The 18,792-nt window shown below is 42.2% G+C and carries 15 protein-coding genes; 1 reads left to right on the forward strand and 14 read right to left on the reverse strand.

The window, feature by feature from the left end:
- Window positions 1-430: 430 nt before the first annotated feature.
- Window positions 431-2,077, reverse strand: coding sequence for an AarF/ABC1/UbiB kinase family protein (locus QE422_RS14850; RefSeq protein ID WP_307459979.1), 1,647 nt, complete (start codon window positions 2,075-2,077; stop codon window positions 431-433).
- A 169-nt stretch (window positions 2,078-2,246) separates the two neighbouring features.
- Between QE422_RS14850 and QE422_RS14855 the strand changes: the two genes are divergently transcribed.
- Window positions 2,247-2,402 (forward strand): hypothetical protein, encoded by a 156-nt coding sequence (locus tag QE422_RS14855; RefSeq protein ID WP_307459982.1) that lies wholly within the window; start codon window positions 2,247-2,249, stop codon window positions 2,400-2,402.
- 57 nt (window positions 2,403-2,459) lie between these two features.
- On the opposite strand, the gene QE422_RS14860 is transcribed toward QE422_RS14855, so the two are convergent.
- The 13 genes from QE422_RS14860 to QE422_RS14920 all read right to left on the reverse strand — a co-directional run bounded on the left by QE422_RS14860 (window position 2,460) and on the right by QE422_RS14920 (window position 18,791).
- The gene (locus QE422_RS14860; RefSeq protein ID WP_307459985.1) at window positions 2,460-3,959 is read right to left on the reverse strand and encodes a carbon-nitrogen hydrolase family protein; all 1,500 of its coding nucleotides are present in this window, start codon (window positions 3,957-3,959) and stop codon (window positions 2,460-2,462) included.
- A 475-nt stretch (window positions 3,960-4,434) separates the two neighbouring features.
- A complete protein-coding gene (locus QE422_RS14865) occupies window positions 4,435-4,818 on the reverse strand; it encodes a hypothetical protein (RefSeq protein WP_307459988.1) in 384 nt (127 codons plus the stop codon).
- Window positions 4,819-4,829: 11 nt separating this feature from the next.
- Window positions 4,830-5,474 carry an MgtC/SapB family protein gene (locus tag QE422_RS14870; RefSeq protein ID WP_307459990.1) on the reverse strand — a complete coding sequence of 215 codons (645 nt, stop codon included), beginning with the start codon at window positions 5,472-5,474 and terminating at the stop codon, window positions 4,830-4,832.
- A gap of 600 nt (window positions 5,475-6,074) precedes the next feature.
- The gene (gene guaA, locus QE422_RS14875; RefSeq protein ID WP_307459993.1) at window positions 6,075-7,604 is read right to left on the reverse strand and encodes a glutamine-hydrolyzing GMP synthase; all 1,530 of its coding nucleotides are present in this window, start codon (window positions 7,602-7,604) and stop codon (window positions 6,075-6,077) included.
- Window positions 7,605-7,835: 231 nt separating this feature from the next.
- Window positions 7,836-9,074 carry a phosphoribosylamine--glycine ligase gene (gene purD / locus QE422_RS14880; RefSeq protein WP_307459995.1) on the reverse strand — a complete coding sequence of 413 codons (1,239 nt, stop codon included), beginning with the start codon at window positions 9,072-9,074 and terminating at the stop codon, window positions 7,836-7,838.
- Between the two features lie 90 nt (window positions 9,075-9,164).
- On the reverse strand, window positions 9,165-10,682 hold the full coding sequence (gene purH, locus QE422_RS14885) for a bifunctional phosphoribosylaminoimidazolecarboxamide formyltransferase/IMP cyclohydrolase (RefSeq protein ID WP_307459998.1): 1,518 nt from the start codon (window positions 10,680-10,682) through the stop codon (window positions 9,165-9,167).
- Between the two features lie 161 nt (window positions 10,683-10,843).
- A complete protein-coding gene (purN, locus tag QE422_RS14890; RefSeq protein WP_307460000.1) occupies window positions 10,844-11,416 on the reverse strand; it encodes a phosphoribosylglycinamide formyltransferase in 573 nt (190 codons plus the stop codon).
- 83 nt (window positions 11,417-11,499) lie between these two features.
- On the reverse strand, window positions 11,500-12,492 hold the full coding sequence (gene purM / locus QE422_RS14895) for a phosphoribosylformylglycinamidine cyclo-ligase (RefSeq protein WP_307460003.1): 993 nt from the start codon (window positions 12,490-12,492) through the stop codon (window positions 11,500-11,502).
- A gap of 272 nt (window positions 12,493-12,764) precedes the next feature.
- A complete protein-coding gene (locus tag QE422_RS14900; RefSeq protein WP_307460006.1) occupies window positions 12,765-13,316 on the reverse strand; it encodes an NADPH-dependent FMN reductase in 552 nt (183 codons plus the stop codon).
- Window positions 13,317-13,639: 323 nt separating this feature from the next.
- The gene (locus QE422_RS14905; protein ID WP_307460008.1) at window positions 13,640-14,368 is read right to left on the reverse strand and encodes a pirin family protein; all 729 of its coding nucleotides are present in this window, start codon (window positions 14,366-14,368) and stop codon (window positions 13,640-13,642) included.
- A 650-nt stretch (window positions 14,369-15,018) separates the two neighbouring features.
- On the reverse strand, window positions 15,019-16,185 hold the full coding sequence (locus QE422_RS14910) for a sugar MFS transporter (protein WP_307460010.1): 1,167 nt from the start codon (window positions 16,183-16,185) through the stop codon (window positions 15,019-15,021).
- The gene (locus QE422_RS14915; RefSeq protein ID WP_307460012.1) at window positions 16,182-17,714 is read right to left on the reverse strand and encodes an FAD-dependent oxidoreductase; all 1,533 of its coding nucleotides are present in this window, start codon (window positions 17,712-17,714) and stop codon (window positions 16,182-16,184) included. The genes QE422_RS14910 and QE422_RS14915 overlap by 4 nt, the downstream gene beginning before the upstream one ends.
- Before the next feature lie 360 nt (window positions 17,715-18,074).
- On the reverse strand, window positions 18,075-18,791 hold the full coding sequence (locus QE422_RS14920; protein ID WP_307460015.1) for a hypothetical protein: 717 nt from the start codon (window positions 18,789-18,791) through the stop codon (window positions 18,075-18,077).
- Window position 18,792: the final 1 nt, after the last annotated feature.

Genomic DNA, 18,792 nt, shown 5'->3' on the forward strand with positions numbered 1-18,792 from the left:
TGGAATATAGATTTTGAGATTGGGTGATCGTGATACTCTTGAATGAGGCTGTCAAATTGTATATCTAAATTGAATCACGCTGATTTCGCAGATTTCGCAGATTTTATTTTTTGAGGCTAAGGATATCATCATTAATAATCTGTTCTAAAAAAATCAGCAAATAGCACATTTCAGGCATTTAGAGTTTCAGTTAAATTGGATTTGCTCCATAGGAGCAATATCTGTGTAGGAAAGTATTCGGAAAATATCTGAACTCCAGCGGAGTTCTATCTTTTTTATCGCCAATATACGAGACAGCACATCTACGGCGTGCATCTTATTTAACCTTTATTGTAGCTATACAGATAATATTCCTACGGAATATGGATTATGGGATTTGATGATAATAATTCATTTAACAAAGCGTAATCGAATTAAACCAATTCGCAAGCTATTTCCTCGTAATCCTTAACAGAATCACAACAATTAAAAAAACGGAAAAAATAAATCCCAATACCGCAACTAAAGACAGTTCTCCGATTCTCGGACCGGCTTCGGACACAAAGACGATGGCTGTAGCGATGATATTTGCTGCCAAAACCATGGCTAGCATCAGATTGACGATGCTTGATTTGATCAGCTGGTTGGTTTTTTCAATATTTTTGATTTCGCTGGAAACCGTGAACTTATTTTCGTCCAACTTTTGTAAGACGGAACGAAGCTCCCTCGGGATCTCATCGACATTATCCGTGAACATCATCATCCGGTCCATTCCCGTCTTCATCAGATGTTTCGGACTGATTTTCCTGGCAAAGATTTTCTTCGTGTAAGGATGCAGGCTTTTTACTACGTCCAGCTCCGGATTGATCGTTCTTCCTACCCCTTCAATCAGGCCGATCCCTTTAAATAAGAGATAAAAATAATCCGGCATGTACAGGCGGTTGTCTTTCAGCACATCTTTCATCTTGTTGATGATGGCCTGCGGATTAATTTCTTTCAGTGAAGTGCTGTGTACAAAATTCAGAATATCCTCCACATCGGCCTCAAATCTCTTTTCATCGGGAATCTGATAGCTGACGGCCATTTTCTTGAGGTAACGGACAATTTTATGCGGATTTTTAGCAACAAAACTGACAATCAGGTTTTCCAGGATTTCTTTATCGTTCGGCGGTATCTTTCCTACAGCTCCAAAATCGATGAAGACAACCTTGCCGTCTTTTTTCACGAGAATATTTCCTGCGTGAGGATCGGCGTGGAAAAAACCGTAATCCAAAATCTGTGAAACGAAAAGCCTTAAACCCGCTTCTGAAACATAGACCGGATCAATATCATATTGTAAAAGTGTTGCAGTATCCGTCACCTTGATACCGTCGATAAATTCCATGCAGAGGACATTGTTGTTGGAATATTCCTCATAAACAATCGGAACGTAGGTTTCTTTGCTGTTTTTGAAATTCCTTCTGAACTGAAGAATGTTTTCTTTTTCATTAATTAACGACACCTCTTCCAATAGAGACTTTTCAAAGGTAGAAATCGCCTGCTTCAGGTTCAGCTTTTCGCCGATTTCAGAATAGGAAGACACCAGTTTTTCCAGATCTTTAATTAAGAGCAGATCATCTTCGATTACCGTCTGCACCTCAGGCTTTTTAATTTTTAAAATCACCTCCGTCCCGTCTGTCAGGATGGCTTTGTATACCTGGGCAATGGAAGCCGTTGCCAACGGAACTTTTCGGATCTCAGCAAAATGGTCTTTAACGGTGATATTGAATTCGTTTTCCAGGATTTCCTCTACGTTCATGTCTACCGTTTCCACCTTATCCTGAAGCTTTTGAAGCTCCTGGATGAGTTCAGGCGGAAGCAGGTCTTCCCTGTTGCTGAAAGTCTGCCCGAGCTTCACGAAGGTAGGTCCCAGCTCTTCCAGTACCAACCTGATTCTTTCGTAGACGGTGCCTTTGGAAACAACTTCTTCTGCATTTGCCTGAACTTCCTCTCTGTTTCCGCCGTTCATTCGGGCCAGCATGTCTTTAAACCCGTATTTGCTTAATACGGAAATGAGCTTGGCCGATCTTTTCAATTTTCTTTGCTGCTTATCAAACATATCCTGAAATATAACTGCAATTTAACTCAAAAATTATTCCTACTGAAAATTAAATTTTTCTATTAAATGTTAAATAAAATGTAATTATTTTCCCAAACTGAGTTTATATGGCGATTTTTTTTAACTTTACATTCACCAAACAGTGAAACTAACCTATAAAATTATTAAAATGAAAAATTTAAAAAAAGTATCAAGATCGCAGATGAAGGGTATTTCAGGAGGCGGACCGTTTGACAACTGTTCAAACAAGTGCTGTCCTGATGACGGAAGACCAAGATGTCCCCGATTAATCTGCCCTGCAGTCGTTTGCCCTCAGGTATTGTAATCGCTGCAAAATAAGTAAAATAAAGGCTGCCTGAATTTTTTGGACAGCCTTTTATTTTTATTTCAAATACGTTTCATATAAATCCTTCCGGCGGTCTTTCATGACCTGAACCGAACCGTGATGATGAAGGTCTTTCAGAAGATTTAAATCCACATCGACAATCAGTGTCATTTCAGTGTTGGGAGTGGCTTCTCCTTTTACCGCATTCGACGGAAAAGCAAAATCAGACGGTGTAAAAACAGCAGCCTGCCCGAACTGGATGTCCATATTGTTTACGCCCGGAAGATTTCCCACACAGCCTGCAATGGCTACATAACATTCATTCTCGATCGCCCTCGCAGCCGCACAGTGGCGAACCCGTGTGTACGCATTCTGGGTATCGGTAAGGTAAGGCACAAACAGGATTTTCATTCCCTGGTCGGCGAGAATCCTCGGCAGTTCCGGAAACTCTACATCATAGCAGATCACCAGCCCGATCTTTCCGCAGTCGGTATCAAAGACCCTGATCTCATTTCCACCCTTCATCCCGTAATACTTCCGTTCGTTCGGGGTGATATGAACCTTCCGGTACTCGTCTACCCGACCGTCGCGGTGAAGGAGGTAACTGACGTTGTACAAATCATTGTTTTCGAAAACCGGCATGCTTCCGGAGATGATGTTGACGTTATAACTGATGGCCAGATCCGAGATTTTCATCCTGATCTCTGCCGTCAGCTTGGCCAGCTCAATCATACTGTCCCTTTCCGAAAGCTTGTTGAACGGCGCCAGCAAAGGTGTATTGAACAGTTCCGGGAAGAGCACGAAATCCGCTTTGTAATCCCCCATCACATTGACGAAGAATTCTACCTGCTCGTAAAAAGCATCGATGTCTTTGAAATGGCGCATCTGCCACTGCACCAGCCCCAAACGGATGATGCTGTCCTGCATGGTGTTTGGTTTTTTGCTGTAATAGATGTTGTTCCATTGCAGCAATACCGCATTCTCACCCGAAGATTCGTCTTCGGGAAGATAACCCTTCAATACCCTGATCGGCAGGAAATTATTGGAAAGCTGGAACGATAAGACCGGATCATAAATTTCCTTGTCGCGGACTTTCCGGATGTATTCTCTCGGTGAAAGATCGTTGTGCTTATGGTAATTCGGAATCCTGCCACCTAAAACAATCGACCGAAGGTTCAGCAGTTCGCAAAGTTCCTTGCGGGCATCATACAGCCTCCTTCCCAAACGAAGTTCCCGGAATTCCGGATCCACAAAAACCTCAATCCCATACAGTGTATTTCCCGTAGAAATATGGGTGTTGAATGTATAATTTCCCGTAATATCGCTGTAGGTATGATCATCTCCGAATTCATCGTAGTCGACGATAATGGATAGTGCCACGGCGGCCAGTTTCCCGTCTACCGTAATGCAGATCTGCCCCTGCGGAAACATTTTCGTCAGCTTTTCGATGCTTCTCCTGGACCATACGTATTCAGACATTTGCGGGTATGCCCTCTTCATCGTCTCCACCAGCTCCGGGTAATCCTCAACGGTGAGCGCTCTTGTTTCTATTTGCATTTGATGTAATTTTGTTTAAATTTAGGGAAAATTAGGGAAATTAAAACGTTTTGAAGCGAATGAAAATATATGCATTGATTTTGAGTACATGTGCAATTATTGTTTTTTTCTTAAGATTTTTTTATTCTGAAACAGCAGGTAATGTATCACATAATTTAAACGAATTGTTTAATTCGCATATTAATAATTCTGATGCAAAAAATATTGTGTATTTTAATTCAATGTTATCAATGCTCATAAACTATCTTATTTTCTATAAACATGTTGTATTTAAAGTAATTTATATTTTACTAATTGCCATAAATGTTTTGCTTCTCCTGTTTTCATTAAAACAATTTTAGTCTTTTCAACTTGATTTTGACGAAAAATTAGTTCTTTCTGCAATTAATACATTGATCTGACAGAGAAATTCATTTTTTATAAGCTTAAAAAATCATAATTATTATTTAAGATGCTCTGTTTTAACATAATAAACTCAAACCAGACGGCATGGGACTTCCAGGTCTTCCATAAGGTAATAGCTGCAGCACAACCGATGATAACCATCTGCGATGATAAGTCTTTCATGATTCCCACGGACCAGAAGAATTGGAGAAAGCTTCTTGTTGTTCTTTACTTTTTTAAGATTTTCTTTTACATGGATGTTGTCTTTCGGAAGCAGCGGCAGACTGCTGGCCCTGAAAATGTCCTTTGATTTTTTTTGAATAGTCTTTGTCTGCTTCAGTTTTTCTACAAATGCTGTTGCTGCTTCAGGCTCAAAGATAAGTTCCAGATAATCCAAAGCGGCGGGAAAGTCGTGGTCTTCAGGCTCAGCTAGCCATATATTGCTGTATTGAGCGGCTTTTTGTTTAGTATTCATCGTATGCGGTATTAAAATTGGTAAGCATGGATTCTGGTGTCGTTCATCATCTGGCGGAGCAGTGCCTGGTGGCTGTTGATGTTTCCCGTAATTTTCCAGGTGGTGGAAAAACCGTTGGCATCAAACCGCTGTCTCACCAGGGAGAATTGCAGGCCGAAGCGGCTGAAAAGCGTTTCACAATATTCCAGATCTTTCTGATCGGTCGTGATGATCGAATATTCCCGGATCTTATGGCGGTTATCAATGAAATCCTGTAGATAAGAAAGCAGGGTAAGGACCAGCAGTACAAGGGCTACCCCCAAAAGAGCCAGATAAATATGTCCGGAACCGATGCACATGCCTAAAGAAGCAGTCGCCCAGATGGTGGTTGCTGTGGTAATACCACCGATTTTATTGTCGTCCTTAAAGATAACACCCGCTCCCAGAAACCCGATGCCTGTAACAATGTTAGCCGCCAGCCGGTCGGGGTTTGAAATACCTATTTTCAGGGAAAGGATGGTAAACAGACAGGAGCCGAAACTGATCAGGATGAAAGTTCTCAACCCGGCTGATTTGTTGCGGTATTCCCTTTCGGCACCGATCAGAAGCCCGATAATAACGGAAATAACGATCAGCAGCAGGTCATTCCCGGTAGTCCACGTTCCTATTATTTTCATGAGGTAATTAATATCAAAAATATAAAATTATAGGTTATCGAGTTAGATTGCATGATTAAAATTTAATTAAAGTAAGTATATCGAAATCAGATTAATGGGCTGGAAGAGGGGAAGCTGGATGCCGGGTGTTTTTATTTTTAACATCACCATTATGCTTTAAATATCAAATGGTATTGTATAATCTCATAAGAGTAACTTGATTTTTTAAACGTGCTAACATTTTTAACGCAAAGTTGGCTTTTTCTGATGCATAAGGTAGGTTGGCAAAGAAAGGATCAGTAAACTGATCTGACTAAGCAGGCGTATAATCAAAGTGCTTATTAGTAATAATGCCGCTTTTTCTCTGTTCTTTAACATATTAATGACGATCAGATTTTGCATTTAAGAAGTAAGATCTTGATCTTTAGTGAAAATGTATGGTGTTGAATTAAACCTTACGGGTTTTTGGAAACCCGCAAGGTTAGGTTAGATTGCCTGAAATAAAAAAACCTCCCTTCCGGGAGGCCAAAAAAACACAAATGATGAAAAAAAATTATTTCGAATAACAAAGTTATTCCGAAGAAATTTATTTTTTTATGAGTATAATCAATCTCTTTACCATTATTCCCACTCGATGGTTGCAGGTGGTTTGCTGGAAATGTCATAAGCCACTCTGTTGATTCCTCTTACTTCGTTGATGATTCTGCTGGACACAGTATCCAGGAATTCATACGGAAGCCTGCTCCAGGTCGCCGTCATGAAATCAATGGTGTTGGCAGAACGGACTACTGCTGTATATTCGTAGGTTCTTTCGTCTCCCATTACCCCAACGGATTTTACCGGAAGCAATACTACGAAAGCCTGGGAAACTTTTTCATAGAGATCATTCTTGTAAAGCTCTTCAATGAAAATATCATCGGCTTCCTGTAAGATCCGTACTTTTTCAGCGTCCACAGCTCCCAGGATCCTGATTCCCAATCCCGGGCCCGGGAAAGGGTGACGGTGCACCAAATGATGAGGAATTCCTAATTCTTCCCCTACTTTTCTTACTTCGTCCTTAAATAACTCTCTCAAAGGTTCCAGCAATTCAAACTCCATCTCTTCCGGAAGCCCGCCTACGTTATGGTGAGACTTGATCACGGCAGACGGTCCGTTTACCGACTGGCTTTCGATGACGTCCGGATAAATAGTCCCTTGTGCCAGGAATTTTGCGCCTTCGATTTTATGGGATTCTTCATCGAATACGTGAATGAATTCGTTTCCGATGATTTTTCTTTTGGCTTCAGGATCATCAACGCCGGCCAGCTTGGATAAAAATCTTTCGGAAGCATCTACCAGCTTGATGTTCATGTGGAAATGTTCTCCGTAATTATCCATTACTTTTTTACCTTCGTCTTTTCTCAATAACCCGGTATCTACGAAAATACACGTCAGCTGATCTCCGATTGCCCTGTGAATCAATACCGCAGCTACGGAAGAGTCTACTCCACCGGAAAGGCCGAGGATTACTTTCTGATCGCCTACTCTTTCACGGATTTCCTCTACGGTTTTTTCGATATAATTGGTCAGTTTCCAATTTTTCTCTGCATCACAGATTCCGAAAACGAAATTCTCCAGCATTTTACCACCTTCTTCCGTATGGGAAACTTCCGGGTGGAACTGTACGCAGTAGATTTTCTTTTCTTCATTGGAAATGGAAGCAATTACGCCTGATTTCGCATTTAAATCGAATCCTGCCGGCAGCTGTCCCACTTCATCAAAATGGCTCATCCAAACCACGGAGTTGTTGGTTACGCCTTTTAATAAAGAAGATTCTTTTACGATTTCCAGGTGGGCTTTTCCGTATTCGCCTTTTACGCCTTTGTGAACTTTCCCGCCCAAAAGGTGTGCGGTAAGCTGCATTCCGTAGCAGATTCCCAACACCGGAATTCCCTGTTCGTACAGTTCTTTCTGCACCAGGTGGGCATTTTCCGCGTTAACTGAGCTTGGTCCTCCGGAAAGAATGATTCCTTTCGGCTGTTTTTCCAATAGGGTTTCTAATGGTGTATTGAATGGCAAGATCTCGGAGTAAACGCCCATCTCACGGATTCTGCGTCCGATAAGCTGGTTGTACTGTGATCCGAAATCCAATATGATAATACCGTTGTTCATTTTTATTATTGATGAATGATGATTGATAATTGATGTTTAACCGGGCTAAAGCCCGATCGTATTGATAAATCTTTTCTAAAACACAGCTGTTTCTACAAAAGACTGCTGCCCTAGCCCTGATAGGAGCGGTTACCCCACAGCGGGCCGGCAAGGCCGGAACGTGAGGAGTATGAGCGGATAGCAGGTTCCCGGCTCCTTAAAAAAAAGCCCCGAAAAATCAGGGCATTTATTTTAAAATTTTCCGATGTCTTCTCTGTAGAAGCCGTAATCGAAATGTACGTGACCTGCGTCCTCGTATACTTTCTTGCGGGCATCTTCATAGGTGGCTCCGGTGGCTACAATGTTCAGTACCCTTCCGCCGTTGGAAACCACTTTGTCTCCTTTTCGGATGGCTCCTGCATATAACAGGGTGCTGTACTTCAACCGGTCTTCGCCTACGATTTCGAAACCTGTTTCGATATTTCTAGGATAGCCTCCTGAACACATCACCAGACAAACGGCTTTTTCGTCCTTGAATTTGAGCTCGATGTCTTTTCCTTCCATACAATCCTGGATTACATCCAGCAGATTGTTTTCCATAAGGGCCATCAATACCTGCGTTTCAGGATCTCCGAATCTCATGTTGTATTCAAGAAGGTAAGTTCCTTTTTTGGTGACCATCAATCCGAAGAAGATGATTCCCTTAAAGCTGAATCCTTCCGCTTTCAGTCCGTTAACAGTTGTTTCCAGAATATTTTTTTCAAAATCCGCGTAGTGTTCCTGGGTAAATTCAGGGCTTGGCGCTACACATCCCATTCCTCCGGTATTGTGACCGGTATCGCCGTTTCCTGCTTTTTTATAGTCTTTGGCAGCGATACAAGGGAATATTTTGCTTCCATTGGAGAAAGCAATGATGGAAGCTTCAAAACCGTCAAGGAATTCCTCGATAACCAGTCTGATGCCTGCATCTCCGTAGATTCTTTTGATCATGAAATCGTGAATAGTAGCTTCCGCTTCTTCACAGGTATCACAGATAACAACTCCTTTACCTCCGGCAAGGCCGCTGGCTTTTACCACCAAAGGATATTCGTGATCCTGAACATAGGAAATGGCGTCGCTGTATGAATCAAATACTTTTGCTGTTGCGGTTTTGATACCATAGGTCTGCATGAATTTCTTAGAAAATGCCTTACTTCCTTCAAGACTGGCCACCTTTTGGTTCGGGCCGAAAACTTTAAGGTCGTGCTTTTTGAACTCATCTCTGATCCCTGCTACCAAAGGAGCTTCCGGACCAACGATGGTAAGATCTACTTTTTCCCTGATGGCAAAATCCCTGAGATCTTTAATATCCGGTATGTTTACATTTTGTCCTATCACATCAGTCGTCGCATTCCCGTTGGCAAAAAACATTTTTGTAATTCTCGGGTCATTTTGAAGCTTTACTGCCAAAGCAGACTCTCTTCCCCCTTCACCTATGATTAATATTCTCATACTTTATTTAATTAGCTAGTCTATAATTTACAAATATATCATTTTGGATGGTATAATTACAATCCAGAATGCGTTTTAATTCTATTTTAATTAGTGTAAAAAATGTCTAATTCCGGTGAACATCATCGGAATGTTGTGCTCATTGGCTGCATCGATGCTGTCCTGATCTTTTACGCTTCCTCCCGGCTGAATGATGGCCGTGATTCCTTCTTGAGCGCAGAAATCCACGACATCACGGAATGGGAAGAATGCATCGGAAGCCAATACAAGCGTTCCGGAAAATTTCTCCTTCGCTCTTTCGATGGCCTGTTGGGTCGCCCAGATCCTGTTTACCTGTCCGCCTCCGATCCCGAAAGCCTGGATCCCGTTGGAAACCACGATCGCGTTGGATTTTACATACTTAACGACTCTCTGGGAGAACAATAAAGCTTTCTTCTGCTCTTCGGTAGGCTGGGTTTCAGTCACTACTTTGATATCGTCTGAGAAAATGCTGTCGTTGTCCTGAACCAGGATTCCGCCATCGATCTTTACCCAGGTCTGCTTATCGGAAACCGGATTTACGATCTTTATAATTCTCAGGTTTTTCTTTTTTCTTAAAACTTCTAAGGCAGCTTCGTCAAACTCAGGAGCCATTACGATTTCAAGGAACGTTTTGTTTAATTCTTCCGCTGTTGCCGCATCGATTTTGTAGTTCATTGCAACAATTCCGCCAAAAATGGAAACCGGGTCGCACTCGAAAGTTTTCTGATAGGTTTCTAAGGCTGAAGTTCCGATCGCCACTCCACAAGGGGTAGAATGCTTAACGGCACAACAAGCCATTTCTTCCTTGAATTCCGTTACCACTTTCCAGCAAAGGTCCATATCTCTTAAATTATTAAAAGACAATTCTTTACCGCCCAGTTGTTCGAAATCCTTCATCGCTCCGTTCTCGAAAGTAGAAACGTAGTAAGCAGCCGTCTGGTGCGGGTTTTCACCGTATCTCAGATCGGAAACTTTTTTGTAGGAAGCATTCAGATAAGTAGGATATTCTTCATCAAGAAGCATTCTTGAGATCGCTGCGTCATAAGCCGAGGTAAGGTTGAACACTTTTCCTGCCAGTTTTTTACGGGTTTCGATGTAGGTATCGCCGTTCTGTTCCATTTCCGCCTGTACAGCTGCATAATCTTCCACATCGGTGATTACCGTTACAGAATCAAAGTTTTTAGCCGCAGAACGAAGCATGGAAGGACCACCAATGTCGATAAATTCTACCTTTTCGTGAAGAGAAATGTCCTTGTTTACATTCTCAAAGAAAGGGTACAGATTTACGATCACCATGTCGATCAGGCCAATGCCATGTTCCTGAACGGTATTCATGTGTTCTTCGTTGGAACGCACCGCCAGTAATCCGCCGTGTACTTTCGGGTGAAGGGTCTTCACTCTTCCGTCCAGCATTTCAGGGAAATCGGTTACTTCATCAATCTGAATGGGATTTAAACCAGCGTCTTTCAAATGTTTGAACGTTCCTCCCGTAGAAATCAGTTCATAATTCCTGGCTTCGAGAAACTGTGCAAATTCGGTTAATCCGCTTTTGTCAGAAACACTGATTAAAACTCTCTTTTTACTCATTTTACTTTCGATTTTTTACTTTTTACAGCTATTTCAAACTGTAGACCGGTTCTTTCACCTCCGGTCTTTATTTTTACTTAGATTTTTTTTACTTAATGTAACAGTGTATCAATGTATCAATGCAACGGTTTATCACATGATATTGGTAAATTGTTATATTGCTATATTGGTACATTATTGAGCACTTTTTTAATCGCCTGCGGGAAGATTTCATATTCTACCTGATGGACTTTTCCGGCGATGGTTTCTGCCGTATCGTCTTCCGTTATTTCAAACGATTTCTGAAGAATGGCTTCGCCTTCATCAATGCCCGGTGTCACAAAATGTACGGTGGCCCCGCTTTCTTTTTCCTTCGCCTCAATTACTGCCTGATGAACATGGTGCCCCCACATTCCTTTTCCTCCGAATTTCGGAAGCAGTGCCGGATGAATGTTGATGATTTTTCCGGTCCAGTTTTCACAGAATTCAGGCTTCAGGATGGATAAAAACCCGGCCAATACGATAAGATCCGTATTTTCAGGAATAACTTTTCCCAGCTCGGCACTGAAATTTTTTCCCCGCGGAATCAGTACGTGATCGATGTTATGCTTTTTTGCCCTTTCCAGTCCGAAACATTCTCTGTCAGCCACTACCAAAGACACTTTTGCATTGGGAATTTCCCCGCTGTCAATGGTATCGATGATCCGCTGAAGGTTAGTTCCTGAACCTGAAACGAGTACAACAATGTTTTTCATAGATTCTAATGTAGCCATGCATCAATGGAACAATATAACAATGTTTAAGATTGGTAAATTGCTACATTGTTATATTGGTAGATTTATATTGAAAGATTGATCTTTTCGTTTCCTTCGGTAATTTCACCGATTTCGTAGGCATTATCCAGAAGGTGCAAGATTTTTTCTGCGTGTTCCGCATCTACGACAACGATCATCCCAACCCCCATATTAAAGGTTCCGAACATTTCTTCACGGGCTACACCACCTCTTTTTTCCAGCTCCAGCATAATGCTCGGAATCCGGATTTTTGAAGCGTCGATAGAAGCACATAAGCCGTCACCGATAATTCTCGGAATATTTTCGTACAATCCTCCGCCGGTGATGTGAGCAATCCCTGCCACTTTCACTTCTTCAAGGATCTTGTGAATATCTTTATAATAAAGTTTTGTAGGAACCAACAGAGTTTCGTACAAAGGCTTCCCTTCGAATTCTTCGTTGAAATCCGGGAACACTTTTCTTACCAGGGAGAATCCGTTGGAATGGAATCCTGAACTTGGCAACGCGATGATTTTATCACCTGCTTTAATTGCAGACCCGTCGATAATTTCATCTTTTTCAACAATTCCTACGCAGAATCCGGCAACATCGTAGTCTCCGGGCTGGTACATTCCCGGCATTTCAGCCGTTTCACCACCGATCAGGGCACAGTTGTTGTCTTTACAGGCGTTTACCATTCCCAAAACGATTTCAGCAGCAATTTCGGAATCCAATTTTCCGCAAGCCAAATAATCCAGGAAGAATAAAGGCTTCGCACCGTGGCACAGGATATCGTTGGCACACATCGCAAAACAGTCTACTCCGATAGAGTCGTATTTTTTTGAGTCTAAAGCTACTTTCAGCTTGGTTCCTACTCCATCGGTTCCTGAAACAAGAACAGGATTCCGGTACCCTCCGATTTCATAGAAAGCTCCGAAACTTCCCAAATGGTTCAGTACATTAGAATTGTGTGTTTCGCCCACCGCCTTTTTGATCTTGTCAACGGTTTTGTATCCTTCTTCTTTGTCTACGCCTGCTGATTTGTACGTGTTGCTCATAATATTTTAAATAATCTAGCAATGCCTCAGTTTAACAGTGTAACAATGCTTTCAACAGGTAACATTGATAAACCGGCACATTATATTGTCTTTTATTTCAAATTTTGAAAACAAAAAAGCCGACAATCTTAGTAGATTATCGGCCGTTGTTTTATCTCAGAATTTCAGAGCCCACAATATTCCCTTTCTTGTACGAATGTTCTTTAAAAGTGGTCTGAATTTTCATCTTTTTTCTTTTTGCAAAGATATTAATTTTATATTAATTTTCAAACCTATTTTTCAAGGATCGACTCCAAAGCAGAAATCTTAGCGATTTTCTCTTTTAATTCGTTGTCTTTCTCCTCGTTAGAAATCTTTTGAGCCGATTTGTCAAAATTATCATTGAAGAAAGGAAGTGTAAAGGTATCGATGATATTACCACCGTGCAGCGGGAAACGTTTTTCTGCCGCTTCCAAAACGCCTAATCCGCCTCTTCCTCCGGGAGCTGTAGCCATCAGCAACATCGGCTTCTCATTCCATACGGCTCTGTTCTTGATCCTGGAAGTCCAGTCGAACACATTTTTAAAAGCCGTGGAATACGTTCCGTTATGCTCGGACAGTGAAACCAACAGGATGTTAGCCGCATCAATTTTGGCTGCAAGATCTACTGCCTGCTGCGGCACTCCGCTTTCCACTTCACGCTGGTGTTTGTAGATCGGCATTTCAAAATCATTCATGTCTACGACTTCTACCTCTGCGTTCGGAATAAGTGAAGCAGCATAAGAGACTAAAAGTTTATTGATCGACGTATCGGAATTGCTTCCTGCAATAGCTAGTATTTTCATTGTTATGTCTGTTGAGTAAGTTTATTTAATTGTTAAAGCAAAGATCGTAAGATTTTTGGGAAACGCGATGTTTTTATATATAGATTATTGTTAAACTTCTTATTGATTGTTTGATAGTGATGTAACGCAAATTTTATGACTCATTATTTTTAAGTCCGCTAGGTACCTTAACGATTTCAGCATTAATTTATATTCAAAAAAGATCGTAATGTTTTTAAATCAATATTCTGAAAATAAATAATATTGTCATTGAAAGAAATTCTATGAATTTCCGACACCCCTCCAGAGAGGGAATGTCAGTTAAGGATTTACTTTATGATGCATTATTTTAAATAGGCCGGCAATTCCATCGGAACTTCCATCAGTAGGATCTCGGTATCTTCCACTGCTTCGATGTTAAAGCTTTGGGTATCCCAGATTCCCAGGCCATCTCTCTCGTTCAGAATTCGGTCACCGACTTTCGCGCTTCCTTTCAATACAAAAGCATACACCCCATTTCCATTTTTGTTCAGCATATAATTTTTGCCGTTTCCTTTGGTAAAATTCGCCAGGTTGAACCATGCATCCTGATGAATCCACACCCCGTCATCGTTTTTATCCGGAGACAGGATCTGCTGGAACCCGTTGATCTTTTCGCCTTCTTTAATGCTCTTCTGATCATATCTCGGCTCAACCCCTACTTCTCTCGGAAATACCCAGATCTGCAGAAATTTTACCGCCTGGTCTTTGTTCTTATTGTATTCGCTGTGCATCACCCCGGTTCCGGCACTCATCACCTGGATTTCCCCTTTCTTAATTACCGCGGTGGTTCCCATGGAATCTTTATGTTCCAGATCGCCTTCCAATGGAATGGAAATGATCTCCATATCCCGGTGCGGATGGGTTCCAAAACCCATTCCCTGAGTTACGGTATCGTCATTCAATACCCTTAATACGCCGAAGTTCATCCTATCCTGATTCTGATAGCCCGCAAAGCTAAAAGTATGGTAACTGTTCAGCCATCCGTGGTTGGCATGTCCTCTTGTATCTGCTTTGTGATATACTGTTTTCATATCGTGATTATTTATAGTACAAAGGTACGCTGTCTCGATCGGGAAAATGTTGATGTAAGGTAAGAAAGAAAGGGTTCCAAGGTTCTAAGTTTAAAGTTTAAATTGCAGCACTTTCCTGTGGTTTATGGCGGCGACAGTAAACTGGTGTCAATGGTCAATTCCTTCGGGTCAATGGTCAATTTCTATCAATCATGATTGGATGTTCACCTTTGATGCATGCAAAACCACCCCGTCAAAAATTCTTTGAATTTTCTCCACCTCTCCGGATCGGGAGGGGAATTGCGGTTAAGGGTTTCAGTTGTTGGAATGCGCAAGGACGCAAAGCTTTGGGTAAAGGCAAGACATAAAAGGCGCAAGGAATTTGACAAAGTCAAATTTTCATGCTGCTGATCATATTATTGCTTATATTTCAAATAATTAATAAGCGGTATTCAATTTTATCAGAGATAAAATCTTTGCGCCTTTTCCACGTAAGATATTATTAAATCCTGTTGCGACCTTTGCGTTTGCCAACACTTCTGCAATATAAAATTCACTCTTCAATTCTTGTTAGTATTAAATTCTTTCGGGTTAATAGTTGATTTGTAAGAAAATTCACTTGCGAAGCAAAATTGACCATTCACCATTCACCATTCACCCTCAATCTTCCGCTAAAACGCTTCTTCGATCTTTGAGTTTTTCCGGAGGATCATCAGAAGAATGAAGATAAGGATCATGCAGCCTGTAAGAAACTGAAGGATCAGAGCAGTCTGATTTGAAAAGTGTCCCAGTGTATTGGTGATAATGCCCGTTCCGGTTTGGTTGGCCGCCATTAAAAAGCCGGAAACCAGCACCGACAGGGACGGAAATTCTACCGTTCCCCAGCCGATGGAGCCCGGGAATATACTGCCCATGAAAAATCCGGTAAGGAACATCATAAGCACCAGCAGTCCGGCATCAGGATAGGCCCAAAGCACCGTCAGCAATACAGCAACCGCTACAGGCGAACCCAGAAATACATACGACAGGTTGAATTTTTTGGAAAAGATTCCAAAAAGCAGCCGGTTAGCCGCAATCCCACCCCAAAAAAGGGACAGCCCGAGACTTGCCTGCTGATTGCCGAGCCCTTGGTTTTTAAGGATTACGGCTCCGAAACTCCCAAAGGTCCCTTCAATAAAACCGTAAAAAACAATTGCCGTAAAAAACAGCCAGAGCCGGGAAGGGATTTTAAAATGTCCGGGAAGCTGGAAGAGTGATCCTTTTTCAAGCCGGAGACTAAGGAAAAAAATAAACAGGACTGCTACCAGTATAAATACCGTTCCCGGAACATACATCCAGTGCTGTAAGCTTCCGACGGCATTCATCATTAACGGAGAAGCAGACGTTCCGAGGCCTACCAGGAACTGCAGGATAAGGATCGCGGAAGATTGATTGCCCTCGAATAAACTGGCTGCCAAAGGATTCAAGGTGGTGATGGAAAGCCCGAAGCCGGTTCCGGTACAGGCTACCAGTACCATCAACGCCGGAAACAAAACCGATTGGTCTTCCATAAAAAACTGTAATACCCATAAACCTACCGTCGCGGCCATCATCAGCACCAACCCTATCCCTAAAATGAGCTTGGGTCCAGCTTTGTTCACCAGGAAAGGAGCTGCAAGACACGAAGCAATGATGCAGATGACCTGCGGGATAAACAGGTTACCAAATTGTGCCGACGAAAGACCGAAAAGCGAAGCATCCGTGAAAGCGCTGCTCAGCGCCGGAAAGATCACGAAATTAAGTCCCGTGAAAAATGCCAGCAGATAAACGACGGTAATTTTGGCTATGCTTGACTTCATGATTTCAGCACGTTATTTTTGATATGTTCTCCAACTCTCAAAGCCATTGCAATAATGGTTAGTGCCGGATTTACTGCCCCGCTGGAAACGAAAAAGCCGCCGTCGACAATATAAAGATTATTAAGATCATGGGCCTTACAATAGGTATCAACTACTGAAGTTGCCGGGTCTGTACCCATGCGGGTAGTTCCGTTTTGGTGTGCAGGCGAAGCAATGTCCATTCCTTTACTGAAATAGATTCCTTTGAACAGGAATGAGTCAAATTTTCCGGAAGCTTTTAGCGCTCTGATCAGTTCTTCTTTTAAATAGCTGTGTCCCTTTTGGTTGTTCGGCGTGTAGCTGATCTTGATCTGCCCGTTTTCTACGGTTACCCTGTTTTCGGGATCCGGAAGGTCTTCGGAAGTAAGCCAGAAATCAACGGCGTGTTTCGCCATCAGCTCAAAAGTAAATCCGGGAGCCGGTACGGGGCTGTCTGCTTTAATTTGATGTTCATCGGATTTCCCCAGCATCTGGATGTGCCCGAGCGGATATTCATAGCCTTTGTTGGCATGGTAAAAATCATTAACTCCGAAAGTTTTCCCGAATTTGGTCGGATTCGGCTCGGTGTAGAGCGCCACTAATGCGGAATTTTGGTGGAACATATAATTTCGCCCAACCTGATCCGAAGAGTTCGCCAGTCCGTTGGGGAATTTTTCACTTTTGCTTTCCAGAAGAAGGGCAGCCGAATTGATGGCTCCCGCTGAAAGAATCACCAGTTCCGCTGTTAGCGTTTTGGTTTCGCCGTTCTGTTCCACTACGATTCCGGTAACCGTATCGCCCTGGTCATTCGTGCTCAGCTTCAGGACTTTAGTATTGGTCATCAGTTCCACATTCGGATGTTCCAATGCTTTTGAAAGTGAACACAGATGGGCATCGCCTTTTCTTTCCGCAGCATCAGGAAAACCGTCGAAACGGTCTAGCGTATAAGGTGCATTGGCTGACGCATGAGGTTCGAAATTAACCCCCACCGGAAGCTCAAAAGGATGCCAGCCGTAGTCTGATAATTGATCTACCACTTCCTGGATCCTGGGTTCGTGAGGCAGTGCCGGATACGGATAAGGGGCTTCATCAAAAGGTTCGGTAGGATCCGACCCTCTTTTTCCGTGAACATAGAACAGCTTTTCTGCCTGAAGATAATATTCTTTCATATCTTCGTATTGGATGGGCCATGCCGGCGAAGTTCCGCCATAATGTTCTATTTCCTTAAAGTCTTCTTCGCGCAATCTAAACAATGCGGCACCATAAAATTTAGTATTTCCTCCTACATTGTAATGCATTCCGGGACGGAAAGGTTTGTTGTTTTTATCCAGCCATTGGTCGGTTGTCGTATACCTGTTCTTCTGGAAAACTTCTACCGAATCCCAGTTTTCTTTTTCTACCGGAACGTAATCCCCGCGTTCCAGAACCAGTATTTTTTTTCCGCTGTCTGCCAGCTGATAAGCCATGGTGGCACCACCGGCTCCGCTTCCAATGATAATAATGTCGTACATCTCAGTTTGTTTTTATTTAAAGTTAATGATTACAAGCTGTGTTCAGCTTAAGAAAAAATTAAATTTCGATAGATTATGCAAATCGGAAACCAAACAGGAAGGGATGATTTTCGATCAACAGCAATTCTATTTTAACCGTAAAAGAGACAAAAGATCATACGAATCATTAACTGCGATTGTAACACATGAGTTACATGAGATAATGATGAACGCTTTGAAAATATTTTTCAGAGCGCATAAGAGAGAAAATCAAAGATTTTTAGTAAAAAAGTCTGTATCAAAATGAAACAGACTTTTGGATGGTGCATTTATGTGAGGGACATTAGCAACCTATGTTTTCAGAACCGTAAGAATCAATAATTATCTTAAAAGAATTAAAGTAAAACCGTTTTCTCCGGCATTACCTCTGGTGGTATTTGCCGTACATCCTCCACTATACCGGGCAAGCATGTAGTAAGTTCCGGCCTGCAGGTATCCGACATTGGTAGAGTAAATAAAATCGAAGAGGTTTCCGCTTGCGAAATGCGCATCCTGTATGGCAAATGCAGGGTTCGTCCAACTGGTGCTGCTGGTACTTAAGTTATAAGCAATAAAACTTCCGCAACCTGAAGGGGATTTATCAGTAATCAGACGTGGGCTGATGAGGTAATATCCCGGAATTGTAACTGTTGCGGAAGCACCGGTCCAAGTATGTGCGGTTGAAAGTGCTACAGAAGTTCCTGCCGTGGAATTGATAACTACCGGAGGGGCGGAGTTTTGCCATGTCGCGACACCGTTTGCATCAGAAACAAGCAATTTGCCATTTCCTTCAGTCCCGTCAGCAATCCTTACAGCGCCAGTGGTTTCACTCCTGATGTGAAGTTTATTAGTAGGATTTGATGTTCCGATTCCTACATTACCGTTAACAAGTATGGTAAAATCATTAGCTTGCTGCGCTGCTGAGGGAATGCCTGTAATAGAATTATCTTTTGATGCGTCCACGGTAAAAATACCCTGAGGATTTGCCGTGTTTATTCCCACCTGAGAATATGTAAATCCCGACATGAATAAAAGTAGAGTAACGTAATAATTTTTCATT

The organism is Chryseobacterium sp. SORGH_AS_0447, from assembly GCF_030818695.1.
Taxonomy (GTDB): domain Bacteria; phylum Bacteroidota; class Bacteroidia; order Flavobacteriales; family Weeksellaceae; genus Chryseobacterium.

Bases quoted from the DNA above. Each gene is read 5' to 3' on its own strand.
- QE422_RS14860 (WP_307459985.1), bottom strand. From the start codon at position 3,959: ATGCAAATAGAAACAAGAGCGCTCACCGTTGAGGATTACCCGGAGCTG.
- QE422_RS14855 (WP_307459982.1), top strand. From the start codon at position 2,247: ATGAAAAATTTAAAAAAAGTATCAAGATCGCAGATGAAGGGTATTTCA.
- QE422_RS14850 (WP_307459979.1), bottom strand. From the start codon at position 2,077: ATGTTTGATAAGCAGCAAAGAAAATTGAAAAGATCGGCCAAGCTCATT.
- QE422_RS14910 (WP_307460010.1), bottom strand. From the start codon at position 16,185: ATGAAGTCAAGCATAGCCAAAATTACCGTCGTTTATCTGCTGGCATTT.
- QE422_RS14905 (WP_307460008.1), bottom strand. From the start codon at position 14,368: ATGAAAACAGTATATCACAAAGCAGATACAAGAGGACATGCCAACCAC.
- QE422_RS14920 (WP_307460015.1), bottom strand. From the start codon at position 18,791: ATGAAAAATTATTACGTTACTCTACTTTTATTCATGTCGGGATTTACA.
- QE422_RS14900 (WP_307460006.1), bottom strand. From the start codon at position 13,316: ATGAAAATACTAGCTATTGCAGGAAGCAATTCCGATACGTCGATCAAT.
- QE422_RS14915 (WP_307460012.1), bottom strand. From the start codon at position 17,714: ATGTACGACATTATTATCATTGGAAGCGGAGCCGGTGGTGCCACCATG.
- QE422_RS14865 (WP_307459988.1), bottom strand. From the start codon at position 4,818: ATGAATACTAAACAAAAAGCCGCTCAATACAGCAATATATGGCTAGCT.
- guaA (WP_307459993.1), bottom strand. From the start codon at position 7,604: ATGAACAACGGTATTATCATATTGGATTTCGGATCACAGTACAACCAG.
- purN (WP_307460000.1), bottom strand. From the start codon at position 11,416: ATGAAAAACATTGTTGTACTCGTTTCAGGTTCAGGAACTAACCTTCAG.
- purD (WP_307459995.1), bottom strand. From the start codon at position 9,074: ATGAGAATATTAATCATAGGTGAAGGGGGAAGAGAGTCTGCTTTGGCA.
- purH (WP_307459998.1), bottom strand. From the start codon at position 10,682: ATGAGTAAAAAGAGAGTTTTAATCAGTGTTTCTGACAAAAGCGGATTA.
- QE422_RS14870 (WP_307459990.1), bottom strand. From the start codon at position 5,474: ATGAAAATAATAGGAACGTGGACTACCGGGAATGACCTGCTGCTGATC.
- purM (WP_307460003.1), bottom strand. From the start codon at position 12,492: ATGAGCAACACGTACAAATCAGCAGGCGTAGACAAAGAAGAAGGATAC.